At 49.4% G+C, this 19,939-nt stretch carries 19 protein-coding genes; 2 read left to right on the top strand and 17 right to left on the bottom strand.

Annotated features, from left to right (window positions below; all coding sequences use genetic code 11):
- The first annotated feature begins 67 nt into the window (after nt 1-67).
- Together GC097_RS07970 and GC097_RS07965 are read left to right on the top strand one after the other, a co-directional pair.
- Nucleotides 68-916, top strand: a complete 849-nt coding sequence (locus GC097_RS07970; RefSeq protein ID WP_171682769.1) for a helix-turn-helix domain-containing protein — start codon at nt 68-70, stop codon at nt 914-916.
- Between the two features lie 95 nt (nt 917-1,011).
- Nucleotides 1,012-1,986, top strand: coding sequence for an aldo/keto reductase family protein (locus GC097_RS07965; RefSeq protein ID WP_171682768.1), 975 nt, complete (start codon nt 1,012-1,014; stop codon nt 1,984-1,986).
- Between the two features lie 82 nt (nt 1,987-2,068).
- Here GC097_RS07965 and GC097_RS07960 read toward each other — a convergent pair whose 3' ends face one another.
- From GC097_RS07960 to cobU, 17 genes are all read right to left on the bottom strand, one after another.
- Nucleotides 2,069-2,944 (bottom strand): 5'-3' exonuclease, encoded by an 876-nt coding sequence (locus GC097_RS07960; RefSeq protein ID WP_376768372.1) that lies wholly within the window; start codon nt 2,942-2,944, stop codon nt 2,069-2,071.
- Nucleotides 2,945-3,064: 120 nt separating this feature from the next.
- Nucleotides 3,065-3,607 (bottom strand): NADPH-dependent FMN reductase, encoded by a 543-nt coding sequence (gene ssuE, locus GC097_RS07955; protein ID WP_171682766.1) that lies wholly within the window; start codon nt 3,605-3,607, stop codon nt 3,065-3,067.
- A gap of 160 nt (nt 3,608-3,767) precedes the next feature.
- Nucleotides 3,768-6,983 carry a glycosyltransferase family 39 protein gene (locus GC097_RS07950; RefSeq protein ID WP_171682765.1) on the bottom strand — a complete coding sequence of 1,072 codons (3,216 nt, stop codon included), beginning with the start codon at nt 6,981-6,983 and terminating at the stop codon, nt 3,768-3,770.
- Between the two features lie 84 nt (nt 6,984-7,067).
- Nucleotides 7,068-7,295 carry a DUF7667 family protein gene (locus GC097_RS07945; RefSeq protein WP_167061928.1) on the bottom strand — a complete coding sequence of 76 codons (228 nt, stop codon included), beginning with the start codon at nt 7,293-7,295 and terminating at the stop codon, nt 7,068-7,070.
- A 402-nt stretch (nt 7,296-7,697) separates the two neighbouring features.
- Nucleotides 7,698-7,889 (bottom strand): hypothetical protein, encoded by a 192-nt coding sequence (locus tag GC097_RS07940; RefSeq protein ID WP_171682764.1) that lies wholly within the window; start codon nt 7,887-7,889, stop codon nt 7,698-7,700.
- Between the two features lie 208 nt (nt 7,890-8,097).
- Entirely contained in the window at nt 8,098-9,276 is a 1,179-nt protein-coding gene (locus GC097_RS07935) for a DNA sulfur modification protein DndB (protein ID WP_171682763.1), read from the bottom strand.
- Nucleotides 9,276-10,412 (bottom strand): DNA sulfur modification protein DndB, encoded by a 1,137-nt coding sequence (locus GC097_RS07930; RefSeq protein ID WP_171682762.1) that lies wholly within the window; start codon nt 10,410-10,412, stop codon nt 9,276-9,278. Before GC097_RS07930 ends, GC097_RS07935 begins: the two co-directional genes overlap by 1 nt.
- A gap of 92 nt (nt 10,413-10,504) precedes the next feature.
- The gene (locus GC097_RS07925) at nt 10,505-11,680 is read right to left on the bottom strand and encodes an aminotransferase class I/II-fold pyridoxal phosphate-dependent enzyme (RefSeq protein ID WP_171682761.1); all 1,176 of its coding nucleotides are present in this window, start codon (nt 11,678-11,680) and stop codon (nt 10,505-10,507) included.
- 32 nt (nt 11,681-11,712) lie between these two features.
- Nucleotides 11,713-12,816 carry a site-2 protease family protein gene (locus tag GC097_RS07920; RefSeq protein ID WP_376768371.1) on the bottom strand — a complete coding sequence of 368 codons (1,104 nt, stop codon included), beginning with the start codon at nt 12,814-12,816 and terminating at the stop codon, nt 11,713-11,715.
- Between the two features lies 1 nt (nt 12,817).
- Nucleotides 12,818-13,183, bottom strand: coding sequence for an arsenate reductase family protein (locus GC097_RS07915; protein WP_216625685.1), 366 nt, complete (start codon nt 13,181-13,183; stop codon nt 12,818-12,820).
- Between the two features lie 139 nt (nt 13,184-13,322).
- Nucleotides 13,323-14,255, bottom strand: coding sequence for an RluA family pseudouridine synthase (locus tag GC097_RS07910; RefSeq protein WP_171682759.1), 933 nt, complete (start codon nt 14,253-14,255; stop codon nt 13,323-13,325).
- On the bottom strand, nt 14,252-14,821 hold the full coding sequence (locus tag GC097_RS07905; protein WP_171682758.1) for a cob(I)yrinic acid a,c-diamide adenosyltransferase: 570 nt from the start codon (nt 14,819-14,821) through the stop codon (nt 14,252-14,254). The genes GC097_RS07910 and GC097_RS07905 overlap by 4 nt, the downstream gene beginning before the upstream one ends.
- The gene (locus tag GC097_RS07900) at nt 14,818-16,431 is read right to left on the bottom strand and encodes a cobyric acid synthase (RefSeq protein WP_171682757.1); all 1,614 of its coding nucleotides are present in this window, start codon (nt 16,429-16,431) and stop codon (nt 14,818-14,820) included. Before GC097_RS07900 ends, GC097_RS07905 begins: the two co-directional genes overlap by 4 nt.
- Nucleotides 16,421-17,527: a threonine-phosphate decarboxylase CobD gene (gene cobD / locus GC097_RS07895; protein ID WP_171682756.1), complete on the bottom strand. Its 1,107-nt coding sequence runs from the start codon at nt 17,525-17,527 to the stop codon at nt 16,421-16,423. Before cobD ends, GC097_RS07900 begins: the two co-directional genes overlap by 11 nt.
- Before the next feature lie 17 nt (nt 17,528-17,544).
- Entirely contained in the window at nt 17,545-18,381 is an 837-nt protein-coding gene (gene cobS, locus GC097_RS07890) for an adenosylcobinamide-GDP ribazoletransferase (RefSeq protein ID WP_171682755.1), read from the bottom strand.
- On the bottom strand, nt 18,357-19,298 hold the full coding sequence (gene cbiB, locus GC097_RS07885; RefSeq protein ID WP_446686395.1) for an adenosylcobinamide-phosphate synthase CbiB: 942 nt from the start codon (nt 19,296-19,298) through the stop codon (nt 18,357-18,359). Before cbiB ends, cobS begins: the two co-directional genes overlap by 25 nt.
- A 54-nt stretch (nt 19,299-19,352) precedes the next feature.
- Nucleotides 19,353-19,934: a bifunctional adenosylcobinamide kinase/adenosylcobinamide-phosphate guanylyltransferase gene (gene cobU, locus GC097_RS07880; protein ID WP_171682753.1), complete on the bottom strand. Its 582-nt coding sequence runs from the start codon at nt 19,932-19,934 to the stop codon at nt 19,353-19,355.
- Nucleotides 19,935-19,939 lie beyond the last annotated feature (5 nt).

Raw genomic sequence — 19,939 nt, 5'->3', positions numbered from 1 at the left:
TTCATATTTTTCACTTCATATATGGTATACTTCCTGTAACAACGTTGAGAAATAAAGGAGTACTCCCATGCCCAGCACCGTCACCTTCGGCAATGAAGATGAAGGCCCATTTTATATCCAGCATATTCATCGTTCCGGTTCGTTTGAGAGGACTCAGCACATGCATGACATGTACGAGCTCTATTATTTGTACGAAGGAGAGCGCATGTATTTCATTCGGGACCGCTCGTATCTCATCCTTCCGGGAGATTTAGTGCTGATTAACCGGCGTGAGCTTCACGCCACTTCCGACTCCGATAAGCTTGGCCATGCGCGTGTCGTTATGAATTTCAGCGAGGGCTTCTTGGAGAGTGTGAAAGAGGATGCCCCTTTCCTGCTCGATGCCTTCACGCATGCGACGCCGGTATTGCGGTTGGATCTCCCAACCCGGCGATTTGTCGAAGACATCCTTGGCAAAATGATTGTTGAAGCGAAAGAAAACCATCTCGGGCAAACATTCGCTTTGCGTCATTTTCTGATCGAACTGCTGCTGTTCACCGCACGCTTTGTCCGCCAGCATCCCGTCACCTCACCTGAGCACGTTTCTCCTTTGCACCGGAAAATATCGACGATCGTGCGTTTTATCAATACGCATTTTGCCGAACCCATGCGGCTGGAGGAGCTTGCCGAGCGATTTGAAATCAGCCCGGCTTATTTGAGCCGGATGTTCAAGGAGATCACTGGATTTTCACTCGTCGAATATGTGAATCTTGTTCGCGTGCAGGAGGCGCAGAGGCTGCTGACGGAGACCAAAATGAAAGTCATTGCGATTGCCGAACAGGTCGGCTTCGGCTCCTTAGTCCAATTCGGCCGTGTCTTTCGGCAGATTGCCCGAACGACTCCCCTTCGCTACCGGCGGCAAACGGCAGTTACTTAACTATATGTAACTAAGTGAATAAATTGTGCGTCATTGTCAGCTATCCGTCCCCCTCTTATAATGACAGTAAGCAGCAGAATGAGAGGATGAGAGCGATGAAATATAGAAACGTTGGCAATAGCGGATTAAAAGTGAGTGAAATTGCACTCGGAAGCTGGCTTACTTACGGCACAGCCGCCGAGCAAAAAGCCGCCGATGCTTGTATTGAAAAAGCTTTCGAAAGCGGTATCAATTTCTTTGATACGGCTAATGCCTACAACCGGGGAGAAGGCGAGAAAGCGATGGGGGCGGCGCTGAAGCCGTATACGCGCTCATCCTATGTCCTGTCGACGAAGGTTTTCTTCCCGATGGGCGACGGTCCGAACGATCGCGGCCTCTCGCGGAAACATATCTTCGAGCAATGCGATGCAAGCTTGAAACGTCTAGGCGTCGATTATATCGACTTGTACTTCTGTCACCGTTATGATACTCAAACACCGCTGGAAGAAACGCTCCGCGCCCTGGATGACCTGACAGCTCAAGGCAAGATTCTATATTCCGCTGTCAGTGAGTGGACCGGTGCTCAGATTACCGAAGCGGCAGGGATTGCCGAGCGCTTGAACCTGCGCCCTCTGATCTCCAATCAGCCGATTTACAATATGTTTGAGCGCTATATTGAGCGGGAAGTGCTGCCTGTCTCAGCGAATAAAGGATTGGGACAAGTGGTATTCTCCCCCCTTGCTCAAGGCATTCTTACCGGCAAATACAAGCCGGGAGCAGCATTGCCGGCTGATAGCCGAGCAGCCAACAATTCCGTCAACAGCATCATTACCAGCTATTTGAACGATCAGGTGCTCCAAGTTGTTCAGGAGTTAGAGCAGGTAGCTCACCGGCTTGATATCTCCCTGGCACAGTTAGCGCTGGCTTGGGTACTCCGTCAAACGGGTGTGAGTACGGCTCTCATCGGAGCGACCAAACCTGAACAAATCGAAGAGAATGTGAAAGCCGTCGACATACAGCTTGAGTCTGAAACGTTGGAACAAATTGATGAGATCCTGAAGCAAGTCGCACATTTCTCGCCAAAACGCTAAACAAAAATAGACCCAGCGGATCGCATCATCCGTTAGGTCTATTTCTTTACAGGCTCATCTTCTGTGACAGGAATAACTGCCGTTAACCAATTAACTTGATTAAACCTTTATAGGCAATCTCCTCGAACTTCGCGATAACCTTCTCCCGCTCCATCGCCCAACCGCAGTCCTCCAGCGCACAAGCAACAGGCGCATCCAAGCGAATCGTCGCCAAATCACGCGATAAATGCAGCATCTCGAGCTCCGCTTCGATTTTGGCGCGAACGCCTTTCGGCAGCGCCGCCAAATTTTCCAAAATGCCTCCGATATCCTGATATTCGTTCAGCAGTTTGGTCGCTGTTTTCTCGCCGATGCCTTTGACCCCCGGATAGTTATCCGCCGTGTCGCCGGTTAGGCCTTTCAAATCAATAATCTGCGCAGGCGTCAGGCTTTTCTCTTCCATCAACGTTTCCAGCGTATAAACCATGTAGTTGGATTGACCTTTTTTCATAATAATGACTTCCGTGTTCTCATCTACAAGCTGGAGCATATCATGATCTCCGGTTAAAATTTGCACCTTGGTCAATGGGCTGTATGTACGGGCCAGTGTTCCGATACAATCGTCTGCTTCGTATCCGATTACACCGATATTCGGGATGTTAAAGCTGGCTGTAACCTCTTTTACCAAATCGAACTGAGGAATTAACTCCTCCGGGGCAGGACCGCGATTCGCTTTGTACGCTTCGAATTTCTCCGTGCGGAACGTTTTGCTCCCCATATCCCAGCAGCACACCACGTGGGTAGGCTTGAAGGTTTGAATAGCATCGAGTAAATATTTCAGGAAACCGTAAACGCCATTAATCGGCACGCCGGATTCTGTTCTCATGATGTAACCGCTGGATGAAGTCGCATAATAACCGCGAAATAATAAGGCCATGCCGTCTACAAGCAGCACTGAACCAGATGAATTCTCTGACAACATAATCGCTCCTATCAAAATAAATATAAGTCCAGTATAGCACGAGAGCGCTCTCCCCGGCACGCAAAAACCGCCATCAGCAAATGTTACCAATGGCGGCTGCGTCATATCTATTTCCTTTTAGCGGCTGGTATGCCAGTTAATTTCTTGTACAAACTGCGCCAAAGACTCGTGCAAACGCGTGGAGATTTCATCATCCAAAATGGCCTGACCCTGATCGCCCCAAGTCACTTGTTTATCCAGCACATAGACGCCTTGCAAAATATTTTGCGCGCCAAGTGCGGACAGCACCGGCTTGAGGGCATAGTCGATCGCGAGCAAGTGGGAAATCGTTCCCCCTACGGCAAGCGGGAGCACGATTTTGCGTTCCAACCCTTTTTGCGGGAGCAGATCGAGGAACGCTTTCAGCACACCGGTATAGGAGGCTTTGTAGATGGGCGTTGCTACGAGAACAGCATCCGCTGCAGCAACAAGCGCATTCGCGTTCACGATGGCTTCGCTGTCAAACTTGGCATATAACAAGTCCTCAGCAGGGATATCCCGTACTTTAATCCAGTCCACTGCAAGTCCTGCTTGTACCAGTTCGCTCTTTGCTTGTTCAATAACCCCGTGCAAGCGGGATGTGGGGGTTGGACTGCCTGAGATAATCACGACTTTCGCCATTTCATTCACTCTCCATTAGTTTTTGATGATAAAAAGAGACCCCGCTTCCTTTGTTCGATAAAAGGTGGGAGTCTCCTGCTGTTCGGTCGACTTTTTAATTCATAGTAATTTACTTGGAATTATATTACCATTGCTTATTGGGAACGTCAATACCTTTTCTTTAAAAGAAGTTCCACCCCGGCAGCCACCGGAGGAAGAAGGAGTAGGTCGATGGAATGATCATCCCCGAAAGGATCGGATAGAACAAAGCAAACAAAACGAATACGCCGGCTAAATAGCCGTAGACCCATCTTCTTTTGTGCAGCGGCCCCACTTCCAAATACTCTTTGATATAGTAAGTCAAAATGAGCACGAGGAAAGGCACCATAGCAAAATAATGATAAATGAAGGTCAGTCTTGGCACCAGCATCCACGGCAAATACTGCGAGCAATAAGCGATCAGCAGCATGCGCAGCAGCTTATCTTTCCTCTTAATAGCCACGTAGAACGATAAAAGGACAGCTATGAAGCCAGGCCACCATACGAGCGGATTTCCGAACGAGACGATGCTCGACAGCATGCCTTGCGGCATGAACTTCGCTTGATAATACCAGATGGGCCGAAGCATCATCGGCCACTCCCACCATGGCGAGGAGAACGGATGAGTCGCTACCAAATCCTTATGATATTTGTACATGTGCACCTGATAGGTGACGACGTCCTTCAACTGGTGTCCCGGTCCCGGAACCATCATGAATGGGATATAAGACAACGTATAGATGCCTAAAGGGACGACGACAAACATCAATACACACCACAGCAGCGTAAGGATTGTATTTCTTGCAAAAAGCTTCTGCACAAGCATCAGACGGCTTCGCTCCGACTCTGTGAGCGCCGGTTTCGCTTCCGCTTCATCGTTGTCCGCCTGGAGCGGAGGCGCTGTTTGAGGAGGAGCCTCCTCCTGCAGCAACCGCCGGGCGAACCGGTATTCGCTGAACCGTTCCATTAAAGATAAGAGCAGCAGCAGCGCAAGGCCTGCGCCGCCATAGATCACGATCCACTTGGAGGCGGCTCCGATTCCGAAGAATAGGCCGGACAGCCCCAAAGGGATCAACGTGGTCCATAGCTTTTCGCGATAGAAGCTGAGTGTCGTATAGCGGTACATGAAATAGAACATCAGCATGATAAAGAATACGCCGTATACATCGATGGTCGCTATACGCGTTTGCGCAAAGTGCATGAAATCAAACGTTAAGAGGAATGCGGCGATAAAAGCATATTCGGATCGGCCAAACATCCGCTTCGCAAACACATAGATGACGGGAATCATTCCGACGCCAAACAGCGTTCCGACAATACGCCAGCCGAACGGATTAAGTCCGAAAATGTAAATGCCGATGGCCATGAGCACTTTACCGAGCGGCGGATGCGTGCTTTCATAAGGCTCTATTTTGTGTATATGCTCGTAGGCCGTCCTTGCGTGATAAATCTCATCAAAATAAGTCCCGTTCATATAAGTAGGCGTGTACGGTACTATACTGGATTCATCGAATAGATTCGCTGTTTTCCCTTCGTCCGCCAAGTTTATATCTTGTTCCTTAACTTCCTTAATCGGCAAAATAGCCGAGCTGCCATCTCCGAAAATACCGATTTCATGCAGATGCAGCGGTGCGCTGTCCTGCCCGTCAATCACCATTTTGACGTAACGAGCGTCCTTATTCGGTTCCACCGTGTTCCAGGTGAAGACCTTGGTATGATCCGATTTCACGGCGATTTGATCCTGCCACTGCTGGCCATCCTGGGAAAACCAGAAGGAATAAGAGCCTTCCCCAACACCGGCAAAGGTATTAATTCTTGTAATGTTATGAGAGCTGCCCAAGTCAGCAATAACCGCTTCTCCTGCATTAGTCGGCTTCCAAAACGTTGTAGGCGCTTTGTGCCCGCCCAGATGGAATAAAGCGATGATCGTGTAAATGACCACCAGCAAGCCGAGATACAGCATATCTTTTTTCGAGAAAAAACGTCCCTTCGGGCTTCTTTCTACGCCGTCCTCGCTTGGCTTGAAAATAGCGTTCCAGCGCTCGCTCCATTTGTCCGTCGCCGGAGCTTTTGGAATCGGAACGGGTTCATCCTGTCGTTTCTGTTCTTGTTGTGATTGCACGAAAAGCCTCCATCCCAAAGTACAAGCATAAATAAATAATATAACATTGATCGCAGAAACAATCAGCATCAACGAATCATAGCGCGGAATGTGATAGTCTTGATGAAAGCTTCGCAGCAGCACATCCGCGATATTGATGAAATGTGTTAAGCTAAACCCAATAAACAGGCCTAGAATCCGGCGATCCTTGATATAAATAAAACTTGTAAGTGCCAGCAGCAAGCCGTAATGCAAATAGCGCTCATGCATTTTGGTCATGCACATAAAAACGGCTGTAATAAATAAGAAGGCTATGTATAAAACAGCACCGCGCTGACCTTTGCTGCGAATATATAAATAGCCCGTGTACAGAACGGAAAGAACCATGAGCACTAAACCTAATCTTTCGTAGGAAAGATGCAGGAAACTCGTTTTCATATCGATAAAATTGCCGCCAAGCAGCGCCATAAGATTAAAAGCATTCAAGGAAGCATAAGGATATGAGGACAACGTGCCTGAGTACAGCTCAATCAACCACCCATAGCCTCTTCCTATGGCAAAAGGCAGCGAAACGACCGCGATCGTCGCGATGCCGCTGAGCACACTCAGCAGGAATACCATCAGGTTGCGTTTGCGAATAACGTCAATGAGCAGAAAAATACCGAAAAGAAGCGCCTGCGGTTTAAGCAACAGAGCTAGCGCGATAAATACGGACGCTTGAGGAAGCTTCCCGCGCTGCTGCAGCAAAAATGTCGCCATAATAAACAGCATGAAAAACGAGTCGACCTGTCCCCAAATCGCCGAGTTCGACCAGATCGCAGGATTAAAAGCAAACAGCGCAGCAATGCCTATAGCTTGCAGCCATGTGCGTGCTCCGCCTTTCCAGCTAGAGGCCAGTCGAAACAATACGTATACGGTTACGATATCTGCCAGAATGGCAGGAAATTTAAGCAGCAGCAGCGACTGTCCGCTTTCCCATGGAATAGACAGCTTGTGGTGCAGCATACCAACGACATACAGGACATACATATAGCCGGGCGGGTAATCCAGAAAATAATCCTTAGCGTTGGTATACATGCCGGACAACCCCACGATATAGGCACGATCGGCCCACGCCAGGAAGGTTCGGACATCGGTATCGTAGCCCACCCAGATCGGTGCAAGATATAGTCTTAGTAATAGCGCTGTCAGTAGCAGTAAACCCAGAAGTAAGAATTTATAAGGCCTTTCGCCCACTTGCTTGAACCAGCTTACCATGCGGCATCTCCTTAAAAATAGACTACTACCATTATACCCGTCCACTCTCTAGCAGAAAAGGAAAAAAGCACCGACCCTTTCGGTTCAGTGCTTCGGTTCAATCTTTTCGATGCGCTCGCAAATTTCATGCAGCCAATCATAGTCTCCTGTAAGCGATGCACAAAGCGATAAATTTTCTAGTTTTAATCGGTTCCATACATATGTCGCGTTAGCTTCCATGCACAGCATTAACTCATCCTGCTCTGCTCGCGTCAACTCCCGCGCTCTGCGTAATGTCCATAACTCCGCCATACGTTGATGAACGGCCAACATGGTTTCATGACCCTCCTGCTTGATAAGTTGCTAACATTATGCAGTATGGACAAAGTTGGCGAGACTGAAACAGAAAAGTCTGCACTCCGGCATAATACCTGACAGGTACGACCCTCGTCATGTGTGGGAGGGAACTACAGGGCGCTATTTTTGCCATTCGTACTGCTTTCACGATCTTATGGGAAGTACAGGGCCTTATTTGACTCCATAAGCCTTCGCTTAGCTTGAAATCCGCAAAATAGCGGAACACAGTTCTCACTCAATTAGCGTAACGGCTGTTTTTAGTGGAATTAACGGACTGTTGTTCCTCAATGACACAAGCACTATCAAGGCAATACATAAAAAAGAGACTATCCATCAGATCATTTCTGACCTATCAAGACAGCCTCTTCCAATCTTTTTTTAAGGAATGTGGATTACGGCGATTTTATCGATCGGGAAGAAGAAGATAGTACCGTTATTACTTGCAAGTATAACATTACCGTGTTCAACACCAAGGAATTTGCCTGTGTGGTTCGGAGTAGTGCCAGCATGAATAGTGATGACAGTGCCAAAGCTGATGCGGTTTAAAGTAGCTAATACGGAGCAACTCATCGTTTTCTCCTCCTTTCAAGCTTTATAGTATATAGTATTCTAGCTTTCTATTTCTGATATAGACGAATGATAGAAGGAGTTCGTATATTTCGTCCAAATCTAGCATCCGCATGCATTGAAATACCTCAGGAAAAAGCCAAAAAACCCCTCACTCTTAACATTCGTTAAGAGTGAGAGGCTGGTAGTTTCCTTAGATTTAGCAGTAGATTTATGCAGTAGATTCTTCTTCCTCAGACGCACGTTCTGCATCCGTACCTTCGAGGAAAAATTGGACAAGCTTCACGTGCTTTTTCAATGATTTCTCGTGAATCAGGTTGATTTTACCATTATCCAAAGCGCCGAAGACATAGATCAATTCCTCATTCTCATGCGACCAGTCAAAGCCTTCAAGAATTTGGAGGCAATCTGTCCATTCTTCGTTGTAATGCCCATTCGGGAATAAGAAACGGTTTGAATAAAGCGCGATACTTTCCTGAATAACACGATTCGCTGACGTGTACTGCGCCAGACCCGGCTGCTCCGGCATCATCGGCAATAACGTATTGAAAAACTGGTGCAGAATTTCAACATACGTCGAAGGATCGTGGCGAATTTTACGCTGAAGCTCATAAGACGGCTGCATTCTGCCTGAAAACAACATCGTAGCTGTCGCGTATAACCAGCTGAAGCACGTGAAATTCTTGTTGAATGATGTCAAATTGCTGCGTCGCTCCACGCCAACAGCTTTGAGATACACGTTGTGATCAACGACTTGCTGAATAACCAAATTAAGCGGATCAATGGAATCGAAAGAGTGTCCAAGCTCCTTACTCACCAGTTGTACTTTGGAGTTGATGTCGCCGAATAACTGCTGCTCTTCTTCCTCCGTTAAGCCGATGTAGATCTGCACAGCAAGTTGTGTCTCCATTAAATCGAGACGTCTGCTTTCCAGTTGATTAATCGTGCCTTCCGTCTCTTCAACTTCTTGCTTAATATCCGCATCCTGCGGCATTTTACGCTGTTTGATTTTCAGAAGCACAAGCTTCTTCTCGTAGCGTCTTACTTCCTTCTGCATTTGCTCGTTTACATAACCAAGCGCAAGAATCCGGTGCTGCCCATCCAAAATAGAAAGTTTCGAGCCGTGTCTCAGCAGAAACTCCTTCTCACCCTTGGACAATTGATTCACTTCGCGAAGCGAAAGCGTAACCGGTCCGAAGAAAACATGGTCCAACTCGCGTTCTTGCAAATACGTAGAAATTTTGCGTCTTTGCATATTGCTAAGCTTCCGCTGCACCATAGGGTCGATCATCGTATAATTGAGCAAATCCTGCACGCGCAAGGCAACGGTGGAAAGTCCGAATTTTTCACAAAACGGATGAATCGTCATTTTAAGGCGTAATCCTTCCATTAGCTCACGTCCTCCTTATCGCTGATCAAGAATGCATTCTGTTCTTGATAGAAGTTTTTGATGAAATTGTAGGCTTTCATGATGCGGGTACGTCTAGGCAAACGATCCTTCTCGTCACCCGCGTAGATCCCGTTCCAGTTCACATGAGGAAGTATTTTCAAAGCATGTTCAAGCGCATAACGATTGAATTTGCCTGTTTTCGTAGCTTCTTCATGAATAAACAAGGCTAGAGCAATTTGGATATTTTCCGTCCAAACTAATTCGCCTTTAGCTGGTGCCTCCAAATAATTCAACAAGCCGTTGAAGTAGGTCCCCGCTAAAGACACCAGATCCTGCAGATCTTTATCCTCATACTGATAACCGTTATTTCGCGCAGCGGATTTCATTCTGCCTTCAAACAAAGCAACCAAGATTTCAATCAGCAAGTGATAGGAGAACAGATACTCCGGCGACTTGCCGCGTTCAGAGAACATATCAACCGTCAGCTTTTGCATGGCTGGCGCTTTAGCAGCAAGCTCCGTTGCAGCCACATGATAAAATCTGCGCTGGTCGCGAAGCACAGCCAGGTTACCGCCAAGTTTCCTTGGAAGCTTGTTAATGTCAGAGAACAGCTGACGCTCTTGACGGGCGTTAATGTCCAAATACGTCATGGTCGAAATCGGGAATGCGTACAAACGGCGCAGTTTCTCTGTAATTTCTTCCATTTTCTCATATTCCCGGCGGTCTTTGGCGCGAGCCATCTGGCTTTGCAACGTTTCCATAATGCGCTGGAATGCTGCCAGCCTATGCTGGCCGTCTACCACGTATAATTTTTCAATAGGCTGCAATCGAAGCGCTTGTTGCTCTTCATCATATTGACCTGCGCCTCTTGCCGAGAAAATGATTCCCGGGAAATAGATCGGTTGGCGATTTTCTAAATACAGATTGACATAATCGATTAATTTAGAAAGATTGCGTGGAATAATCGCACGCTGCACTTCTAAATCAACTTCATAGAGTGAAAATAACTTGCTCATAGGTAATGTAGCTGCAATTGTCGCTTGCCCAAACGTCTGGCCCAGGACTCCTGGAATTTCTACAAACGATGATGGCTTCTGCTCAGCTAAAAGCTCTGACAATGAGGAAATGGCGTCCATATGCTTGCCCCTTTCAACTATTAAGGTTTAATGTTACTCAATACGATTTAATATATCTCTCATTCTCCTATTTTTACCAAAATCTCTAACTTTCATTCTACGGTTCGAAGCCAATCTCCTATGCGCTTTGCCGCCTCAAGCAATCTGACTTCATCTTGCACCAGAGCAATTCGCACATAGCCTTCTCCTTCCGCTCCGAAAGCGTCTCCAGGTATAACGGCTACACCTGCACGATACAGCATTTCCCGGGAAATTTGTCGAGATGTCCATCCTTTTGGAATGGGTGCCCAGATGAACATGGTTGCCTTGGGGGGCGGTATGATCCAACCCGCATCCTTTAAAGCCGAAATAAATGTATTACGCCTTTTCTCATAAACATCGGCAACAGAATGATCGTGTTCCATATCTTCCTCTAATGCTGCAATCCCAGCCGCCTGAATAGCACCGAATACGCCATAATCAATATTTGATTTGAGCGTTCGCAGAGCCTTTACAGCAGCCTCATTACCGGTGAGGAAAGCGATCCGACAACCTGCCATGTTAAAGCTTTTGGACAGAGAATGAAACTCGACAGCAACCTCCTTAGCGCCTTCGATCTCCAAAATGCTGATCGGCTTAAAGCCGTCAAAAGCCATTTCAGAGTAGGCTAGATCGTGTACGACAAGCAACTCATGCTTTTTGGCATAGGCAATCAAATGCTCAAAAAAAGCACGATCTGCAACAGCAGACAGCGGATTGCTCGGATAGTTTAACAGGATGAACTTCGCCTTGGCAGCCACGTCTACTGGAATGTCATCTAATTGTGGTAAAAAATCATTGATTGCGCGCAGGGGTAGCAAGTAAGGCTCAACTCCCGCCAGCACAAGACTTGCCGAATATATGGGGTAACCTGGATCGGGAACAAGAGCGATGTCCCCAGGATCGCAGAGTGAAAGCGCCAAGTGAGCAAGACCATCTTGTGAGCCCATTAACGTTAAAATTTCATTCTCAGGATTAAGCTCTACGCCGAATCGGTACTGGTACCATCTGGCCACCGCTTCCCGAAAGGCTAAGCTTCCTTCCGATGTCGGGTATCCATAGTGCGCCGGGTTGCGCACAGCCTCAGTAATGGCATTCAAAATGCGTTCAGACGGGGGGAGATCAGGACTTCCTATACCTAAATCTATGACGTCTACCCCTTGGTTCATAACCTCTCTCTTCCAATCTGCCACTTCCGAAAAAATAGCCGATCCTAACTGACTAAGCCGTTTTGATCCTGTAAATGACATGGTAGTTATCCTCATTAAGTTATATTGAACAGTTAATCCATAATTCCTGCTTGATGAACCATCCTTATCATATAAAGCAGAAATAACACGAGACCCAAGTAGGCGGCGCCGAATTTCCAGCGTGTTTTGGCCGGAACCTCATAGTAACGATCCCCATTGCCCATAGGCGAGAAGTCGACCTGAACCTGCAGTCCCAAATAAAATCCGCTTTCTTTCTGCAGACGGTCTACCTTGACAAGCTGCACTCTCCGAATTAACGATTGCTGTGGCAAATAGGCATGACCTTCAAAGCCAATCCCTTGCCAGTACATGACGATCGTTTGCCGTCCGTCGCCTGCGCCCTGTAAATCTGAATATGTCGAAAAATCCAGCTCGCGCATATGATTTTCTCCAGGGATGATGTACCCTTGCTGGAGCAAATGATCGGCGGCAAATTCAAAGCGGGTGGAAACAGAAACTAACTGCTCTCTCTTTCTGTATTTCACATATTTCTTATACAAATCCCAGGCAAACATCGCCCAGATGACAAAGAAAATAAGCTGATTGATGTAGTGATCCAAATAAAAAATAAAAACTAAACCACCAATTAGGCCCAAAATCCATAACCATCGGGTTACTGCGGTTGCGATTCGCCCACCATCGAGCGGATGAATCGGCAGCAAATTAATTAAATTTAAATAAAACGCAGCATATGCTATAGAAACAATGACTGGGGAATCGGTATATACGCCCAAAGCAAATGCAGCAACGCCACCTAGAGTCCCCAATATAGGTCCTCCAATACCAATGAAAGCTTCCGTTGCTGCATCGGCCGGATTCTTTTTCATCATGATTAATGCGCCCAGAAACGGAATAAAGACAGGCGCCGAGACAGGAAGTCCTTTCAACCTTGCCGCAATAACATGACCGAGTTCATGAATCAGAATCATGACCACAATCCCGATGGCAGAAGAAAGCGGGGCCAGTTGGGCGTATGCCCAAACCGTAATAAACATCGAGATGACAGCTCCACCGACCTTGCCAACTTTTAAAAATGTCAAAAGCAGCTTTCCTTGCGAAAGCAGCACAGCCAGGAAACCGCCTATGGCTAACGGCGACTTTTTGCGTGATGGTTTCTGCTTCTCCTCCAACCTCACATCACCCCTTTGCCCATGCTTCCTCAAACTCTGCTTCCTTAAAGCCGACCGTAACCTTCGTGCCGTCCGTCACAATGGGGCGTTTGATCAACCTGCCGTTGGAAGCCAGCAGATCCAGCATTTGCTCCTGCGACATGCCGGGGAGCTTGTCTTTCAAATTCATTTCCTTGTACACTTCACCGGATGTGTTAAAAAACTTTTTGATGCCTAGCCCGCTATCGCTTAACAGCTTGGCCAATTCTTTCGCGGAAGGCGGCGTCTCGAATAACGGTACGTTCTCTGTCACGTCGACGTCGTGAGCTTTCAGCCACTTCACAGTGGCCCGGCATGTCCCGCATTTATCGTAACCATATACTTTTACTCCCATGATGTAAGGACTCCTTTATGTAAGTGTAAAGCTTATTTTGATAATTAATTAAAATTTTGGGCTAATTTATACAGAAAGTCAAGTTATTCGAAATAAAAACCACCCTAAAATTTGGATGGTTTTTGTAAAACTAGTCATTTTATTGTAACCAAGCTTGCAAAGCGGCTAAATCTGCAGGAAGCGGAGCGTTAAACTCCGTCCATTCCCTCGTTCCAGGATGAACAAAGCCCAGTTTAAAAGCATGCAGCGCCTGGCGGGTCAGCCGCTCACCGGCCTCTGCCGCAGCGGGGCTCGTCTCAAATTCAGGCAATGTATACATCTTGTCCCCAAGCAGCGGATGACCTAGATGCCGCATATGCACGCGGATTTGGTGCGTTCTCCCGGTTTCGAGCCATATGCGGACTAAGGTGGCCTGCGCATATTGTTCCACGACCTCGTAATGAGTCACTGCCGAATAACCCTCTGGAGTGACGATGCGCACATGCGGCTGCTCCGGATCCCGGTCGATGGGTTCATTTATCGTTCCTTTGGTATCCGTGAAGCGCCCCCATACAAAGGCCAAATATTCTTTTTTTACCTGGTGCTGAATCATCTGCTCCGATATTTGCTGATGAACGTAGGGCGTCTTCGCGATGGCCAATACGCCCGATGTTTCTTGGTCCAGCCGATGTACAGGGCGGAAACGGCATGTGATGCCGGCCTGCTGCCAGTGATGCACAACGCCGTTGGCTATCGTGTTCACGTAATGCCCGTGCGTAGGATGCACAATCATGCCTGCATCTTTGGCCAGAATCAGCAGATGCTCGTCTTCATGAAGAATATGCAGAGGAAGGTCTTGAGGCAGAATATCCTCAGATGCTTCCTCCTCCATCCGGATCTCCACACGGTCGCCGGCTTTCACTTTGATGTTGATGTATTGCCTGACCCCATTGACCGTAATCCCCTGCTCCGTCAATTTAATACGGGACAGCAGCTTGCGGGAGACCATCAATCTCTTTTGCAGCACCGTCTTCAGAATAAAGCCTTCTTCCTCGGGCGGTACGATATATACTAACGGTTCATAATAGCTCATGATTTACGTCTAAACACCTCTGCGCTGCGCACATATTCCACATCGGCAATCCCTTCGCGGTGATTCGCCGTGCGGGCAATCGTAAAGAACAGATCGGATAGCCGGTTCAAATACCGGCGCACTTCCGGATTAATTTCTTGCGTACGGGCCAGCGTAACGACCCGGCGTTCCGCTCGGCGGCACACGGTTCGGCAGACATGAAGCGTAGAAGAAACGCTTCCCCCGCCGGGCAAAATGAACCGCGTAATATCCGGCGTTTCGGCATCGTATTTATCGATCCAAGCCTCGAGCGCATCCACCATCGTCGCTGTAACTTTGTAGGGGCGCAGTTCCTGCTTCAAAAGAGCAAGATCCGAACCGCAATCGAACAGCTCATGCTGCACTTGCAGCAAATCCGGCAGCAAGTCCGGATATTTGGCCGGGTCCATGAAGCTCATCGCCTGACCTACATAACAATTCAATTCATCCGTCGTTCCGTATGCTTCAACACGAGCATCGTCTTTGTCCACACGGCCGCCAATTACGCCTGTCTGTCCGGCATCCCCGGTACGCGTATAAATTTTCATTCTTTAACGTCCTCCCTTTGACAAGGCTGTGATACTTTCATCATCTCATAAACGCGCTGCATATCCAAGTGACTTCTAACATGGTCAGCCAGCCTATCGAATGCGGCCTCTCTGCGCTCCTTAAAGCGCAAACCTCCAACGACAGGCGCCAGCCCTTTCACTTGCCGGATGCGGTTTAACCAAGCTCTTCGGAAATCATCGTTATGCAAAATCCCGTGCACATAGGTCCCCCAGATACGTCCCTGCTCCACTGCCGCCCCGTCACCATGCCGTTCGTTGTCCGAAGCATAGGCTACATCATTGGTATACGCCTTGATTTGAAAAGGCATGACAACTTCTTCCAGAAACCTTGTCCGTCCCATATGGATTTCATACCCGTCTATCATCAGTTCTTGACTGTCTTCCTCCATAAAAAGCGAAGCGCTTCCCTGCACCTGAACCGTGCGTTTGCTGGACGTAAACACCGTCTCCGTCGGCAAAAGGCTTAATCCCTCAAGCTCCGGATGATCGGATTCGTAACCGTGCGGATCAAGCAGCTTAACGCCAAGCATCTGATAGCCGGCGCAAATACCGGCGACCCATCCATTCTCGGCCTGTGCGAAAGCTTGAATGCGCGCTGCCAAACCGGACTCGTGCAAGTAACGCAGATCGTCCATCGTATTCTTGCTTCCCGGGAGTAAAACGACATCCGGATCGCCCCAATCGGAGAGGTGAGTAATATACCGGAAATACACATCCTTTTCTTCCTGAAGCGGATCAAAGTCCGTAAAGTTAGACAGGCGAGGCAAGCGAATCACCGCAACATCCAATTGATCTTTTGATTTCTCGGGCGTACTCTGTGCCCTTTTCTGCAAGCGTTTTGAATCTAAGGAAGCGGAGTCTTCATCCTCAATGCCCAGCTGAGGCAAATAAGGAATAACCCCTAATACGGGCTTCCCTGTCCGCTCCTCCAGCCAGTCCAAGCCCGGCTGCAGCAGACTAACGTCGCCACGGAACTTGTTGATAATGAAACCGTGCACCCGGTCTCTTTCCTCCGGCGTCAAAATTTCCAGCGTCCCGACGATCGAAGCAAACACGCCGCCTTTATCAATATCAGCGACGAGAATAACAGGCGCCTCTGCCCATCCGGCTAAGCGCATATTCACGATATCGCGATCCTTGAGATTCACCTCCGCCGGGCTCCCTGCGCCCTCCAGCACCACAATGTCATATTCGCTGCGCAGACGGCCTAAAGCGTCTTTGACAATGACTTCCGCCTGCGGCAGGTACGATTCCCGGTAGGTCCTTGCATCTAAATCGGAGTAAGGCTTGCCGTGCACGACAACCTGGGCGACCATGTCCTGTTTTGGCTTCAGCAAAATCGGATTCATATCCGTTGTCGCTAAAATCCCGCAGGCGTCCGCCTGAACCCCTTGCGCCCGTCCGATCTCCTTACCGTCAAAGGTGACGTAAGAATTGAGGGACATATTTTGCGACTTGAATGGCGCAGTATGCCAGCCGTCCTGAACGAGAATACGGCATAGTGCTGCCGTTAGAATACTTTTACCGACATCCGAAGCTGTTCCTTGAATCATCAGCGTTGCTGCCCTTGCCGCCGTTTTAGTCCTCATATTGTCCTCGATTCTGCGCCAAAGCTGCCAGCATGAGACGCAGCCCCTCGATTAACCGCTCATTGTCCTCGCGAAGCCGAATGGCAACACGGCAGTATCGTTCATTCAAGCCCTCAAAAAGAGAGGCGTCCCTTATCAAAATGCCCTGCTGCCCCATATGTTTTTGCGCCTGCTTCACAGTTATGCCCATTGGCTCAGGAAAGGAAAATAGGGCAAAATTCACTTCAGTGATCACCGCATCCAAGCCCAATTGCCTCAGCTGTCCGATAAGCCAGGTTTTCTCTTCCTGCAGCCAATGCCGGCTGTTTCGCTCAAACGCTTCATCCTCCAGCACAGCCGCACCGATGCGCTGAGCCAAATAATTAACACTCCACTGCACTTGCTGCCGGCTTATTTCCCGAATCGCATCCGGGTGCGCCACCATAAAACCTAACCGAATCCCCGGGATGGAATAAAATTTCGTCATCGACCGAATAACGAAAAGCTGCCGGCTCGTCGAAGCCAATTTCAAGAGCGAGTGCTCCTGCTCATTTGGCACAAAATCCATGAAAGCCTCATCGAGCACGCATTTGCGCCCGCTCTCCACAAGATGATCCACGATATGACGAGGAATCAGCTTGCCTGTCGGATTATTCGGATGTCCCAGAAAAAAAAGATCCACAGCCGGCAATGCAGCTTCTACATCGTGCTGCTGCAGCTCAAATTGGCAAGCGGATCGCAGCGGGATATTGTAAATGCCGCCGCCTGATTTGTGAATCGCTTCCTCATATTCGCTAAAAGAAGGTCTCACTAATCCAGTCATGGAAGGTCTCACCACTCTCGCTGTCAAATCGATCAACTCTGCCGCCCCGTTGCCAACCAAGATGCTCTCCTCGGGGATATCGTATTTGCGCGCAAGCTTGCTGCGCAATTCGCGTACGGCTGGGTCCGGATATTTGACGATATCCCGCCACGCGTCCGCCATGATTTGCTGAACAACGGGAGGAGGACCCAGCGGGTTCATATTCGAGCTAAAATCGAGAAATTCGTCCTTGGGCCGGCCGAATGCTTCTTCTGCGGTCCAGAGATCGCCTCCATGCCCATAGCGTTCTAACATGAGTTCCTCTCCTTTCTTTAATAAGTTGCAAAATGTATTACAAACACGACGACACCGAGCAGCAGCACAGCTTCTAGCAGCTCATTCAAGGCGCCGTACGTATCGCCGGTCAATCCGCCTAATTTGCGGCTCATGTAAGCCGCCATGAACCAACCTGCTATGCATGTGACGCTGGCAAAACAGATTAGTACAGGCCAAATAACCGTGCCGTCCCCTGCAAAAGCGAACCTCACAAATGCAGTAGTTGTAAACAGAGCTACTAAAAAAGAAATAAGCACATGCCCTCTGCTCACGCCTTGGAAAAAGCTGCCCAGCCCCGATTCTTTCCGGGCATAGGGCCAGCGCTGAATAGCCGCTGTCATAAACCATCGGCTCCAGATCGGAACGATGGCTAATAAAATGAGACCGCTAAAGGATTCACCCGTGTTCTTCATCTCCAATAGAGTATAAAGGAGCGAAAATTTGAGCAGCAGGTGAAGGACCGCTACGATGACTCCCATCGCTCCAACTCTGCTGTCCTTCATGATTTCAAGCATTTGTTCTCGGGACCGGTGGCTGAGAATGCCGTCAGCCGTATCCATGAGCCCATCCAGATGCAGGCCGCCCGTTACTATGATCCAAAGTCCCAGAAGCAGCACCGCTGCCGGCAGTGCAGGCAGCAACAGGCTCAGCCCTTCTCCTGCCAGGAGCAGCAGAAGACCGATCGCACAGCCGGCTAACGGGTAGAAGATCACACTGCGCCGGAAGACCAGGTTCGTATAATTAATTTGCACGGGAATCGGCAACCGGGTTAGAAATTGAAAGGCTGCGATGCAAGCACGCAGCCAATCTAGAACAATACGAGCAGTAGGCACAGCAATCCTCCCATCACTACAAAGCTGACGCCGTAGAGCATCCTGACGGCGTAGACGATATCCCGCTGCGTCCGCGGACGCAGCGGCCAGCCCAAGCGGGCGCGTTCGCTTGCGACGCCGCCATAGACGTTCAGCCCGCCAAGCTCAATTCCGAGTGCCCCGGCGACCGCCGACTCCGGAATTCCGCTGTTCGGGCTGGGGTGCAGGTGCGCGAAGCGGCGAATCGCCGCCACTGCGCGCTTCGCCGAGAGGCCCCGCTGCAGCAGGGCGACGAGGATCAGCAGGAGGCCGGTCAACCGGGCCGGAATCCAGTTCATCGCGTCGTCCCAACGGGCCGACGCCCAGCCGAAATGACGGTAACGGTCATTTCGGTAGCCGACCATCGAATCCAGCGTATTCGATGCCCGGTACAGCATGGCGAGCGGAGCTCCGCCGATCAGCGCGTAGAAGAGCGGCGAGATCACCGCGTCCACGATATTCTCCGCCACGGTCTCGACGACCGCGCGTGTCAGTTCTTCTTCGCCGAGCGCATCCGTATCACGGCCAACGATGTAGCCCGTGTACTTCCGAGCATCGGCAAGTTCGCCTTTGCGCAGCGGATTGTACACGAGATAAGCGGCGTCCTTCAGTCCCTTAATGGCAATTGTCGTTGAAATCAGCCATGTCGTGACCGCGTAGCCCAGCCACTCGTTGACGGCACGTGCAACTAGAATGATAGCGAGCACACAGCAGAAGCTCACCATCACAGTAGTAGTTGTAAGCAGAACTCCTTTTATCTTCTGCCTTTCCGGGCTATCGCCATCTTTGCGCAGCACGCCTTCCATCCAGCGTATCCAACGGCCGATGAGAATAACCGGATGTGTCGGCCATTTCGGATCGCCAATGATCCAATCTAACACAATGGCAGCAGCCGTCATACTGACGATCTCCTGCCAGGAATAAATCCACATAGTCATCACCGTTCCATGCTTCTAAGACTGTTTGCTTCCGCTTTCACCGAGCCGGTAAGCAATGCTCTTTAACTCGATGGGGATACCGACCGTTACAAGAAATACTTGCTCGCACACTTCGGCTAAACGCTGATTCATCCGTCCAGCCAAGTCGCGAAACCTGCGGCCAAGCGGATATTCCGGCACAATGCCGTCTCCGACCTCATTCGTCACCAGAATGAGCTGTCCGCGGTAGCGAGAGACGGTATCCACCAGTTCCTCAACACAGTCCATAACCAGTGCTGAAGCATTCTCTTCACCTTCATACCGGAGCAGCCAATTGCTTAACCAGAGCGTTAAGCAATCGACCAAGACAACGGCCTCCTCGCCGCTCTCGTCCAGCTGGTTCAAGAGCCCGCACAGCCGAAACGGCTCCTCTCGTGTATCCCACGGATACCCGGAGCTGAGCCTCGTCTGCCGGTGCAGACCTACCCGCTCCCTCATTTCCTCATCGTAGATGTGGGAGGTCGCGATATAAATCCCCCGCTCGCAGCCCTGCATCGCGAGCTTCTCGGCGAACGAACTCTTGCCGCTGCGCGCGCCGCCCGTTACCAAAACCGCCATGGCGC

This window comes from Paenibacillus planticolens, assembly GCF_013141725.1.
Taxonomy (GTDB): domain Bacteria; phylum Bacillota; class Bacilli; order Paenibacillales; family NBRC-103111; genus Paenibacillus_E; species Paenibacillus_E planticolens.
The sequence above is the reverse complement of the archived record's forward strand: the minus strand, read 5'-3'. Positions and strand labels throughout refer to the sequence as shown.

Excerpts from the sequence above, each read along its gene's own strand:
- cbiB (WP_446686395.1), bottom strand. The coding sequence starts at position 19,298 with ATGACGGCTGCTGCCATTGTGTTAGATTGGATCATTGGCGATCCGAAA.
- GC097_RS07970 (WP_171682769.1), top strand. The coding sequence starts at position 68 with ATGCCCAGCACCGTCACCTTCGGCAATGAAGATGAAGGCCCATTTTAT.
- GC097_RS07900 (WP_171682757.1), bottom strand. The coding sequence starts at position 16,431 with ATGAGGACTAAAACGGCGGCAAGGGCAGCAACGCTGATGATTCAAGGA.
- GC097_RS07930 (WP_171682762.1), bottom strand. The coding sequence starts at position 10,412 with ATGGACGCCATTTCCTCATTGTCAGAGCTTTTAGCTGAGCAGAAGCCA.
- cobU (WP_171682753.1), bottom strand. The coding sequence starts at position 19,934 with ATGGCGGTTTTGGTAACGGGCGGCGCGCGCAGCGGCAAGAGTTCGTTC.
- GC097_RS07965 (WP_171682768.1), top strand. The coding sequence starts at position 1,012 with ATGAAATATAGAAACGTTGGCAATAGCGGATTAAAAGTGAGTGAAATT.
- GC097_RS07945 (WP_167061928.1), bottom strand. The coding sequence starts at position 7,295 with ATGTTGGCCGTTCATCAACGTATGGCGGAGTTATGGACATTACGCAGA.
- GC097_RS07905 (WP_171682758.1), bottom strand. The coding sequence starts at position 14,821 with ATGAAAATTTATACGCGTACCGGGGATGCCGGACAGACAGGCGTAATT.
- cobD (WP_171682756.1), bottom strand. The coding sequence starts at position 17,527 with ATGTTAGAACGCTATGGGCATGGAGGCGATCTCTGGACCGCAGAAGAA.
- GC097_RS07950 (WP_171682765.1), bottom strand. The coding sequence starts at position 6,983 with ATGGTAAGCTGGTTCAAGCAAGTGGGCGAAAGGCCTTATAAATTCTTA.
- GC097_RS07915 (WP_216625685.1), bottom strand. The coding sequence starts at position 13,183 with ATGGGAGTAAAAGTATATGGTTACGATAAATGCGGGACATGCCGGGCC.
- ssuE (WP_171682766.1), bottom strand. The coding sequence starts at position 3,607 with ATGGCGAAAGTCGTGATTATCTCAGGCAGTCCAACCCCCACATCCCGC.
- GC097_RS07910 (WP_171682759.1), bottom strand. The coding sequence starts at position 14,255 with ATGAGCTATTATGAACCGTTAGTATATATCGTACCGCCCGAGGAAGAA.
- GC097_RS07935 (WP_171682763.1), bottom strand. The coding sequence starts at position 9,276 with ATGGAAGGATTACGCCTTAAAATGACGATTCATCCGTTTTGTGAAAAA.
- GC097_RS07940 (WP_171682764.1), bottom strand. The coding sequence starts at position 7,889 with ATGAGTTGCTCCGTATTAGCTACTTTAAACCGCATCAGCTTTGGCACT.
- GC097_RS07925 (WP_171682761.1), bottom strand. The coding sequence starts at position 11,680 with ATGTCATTTACAGGATCAAAACGGCTTAGTCAGTTAGGATCGGCTATT.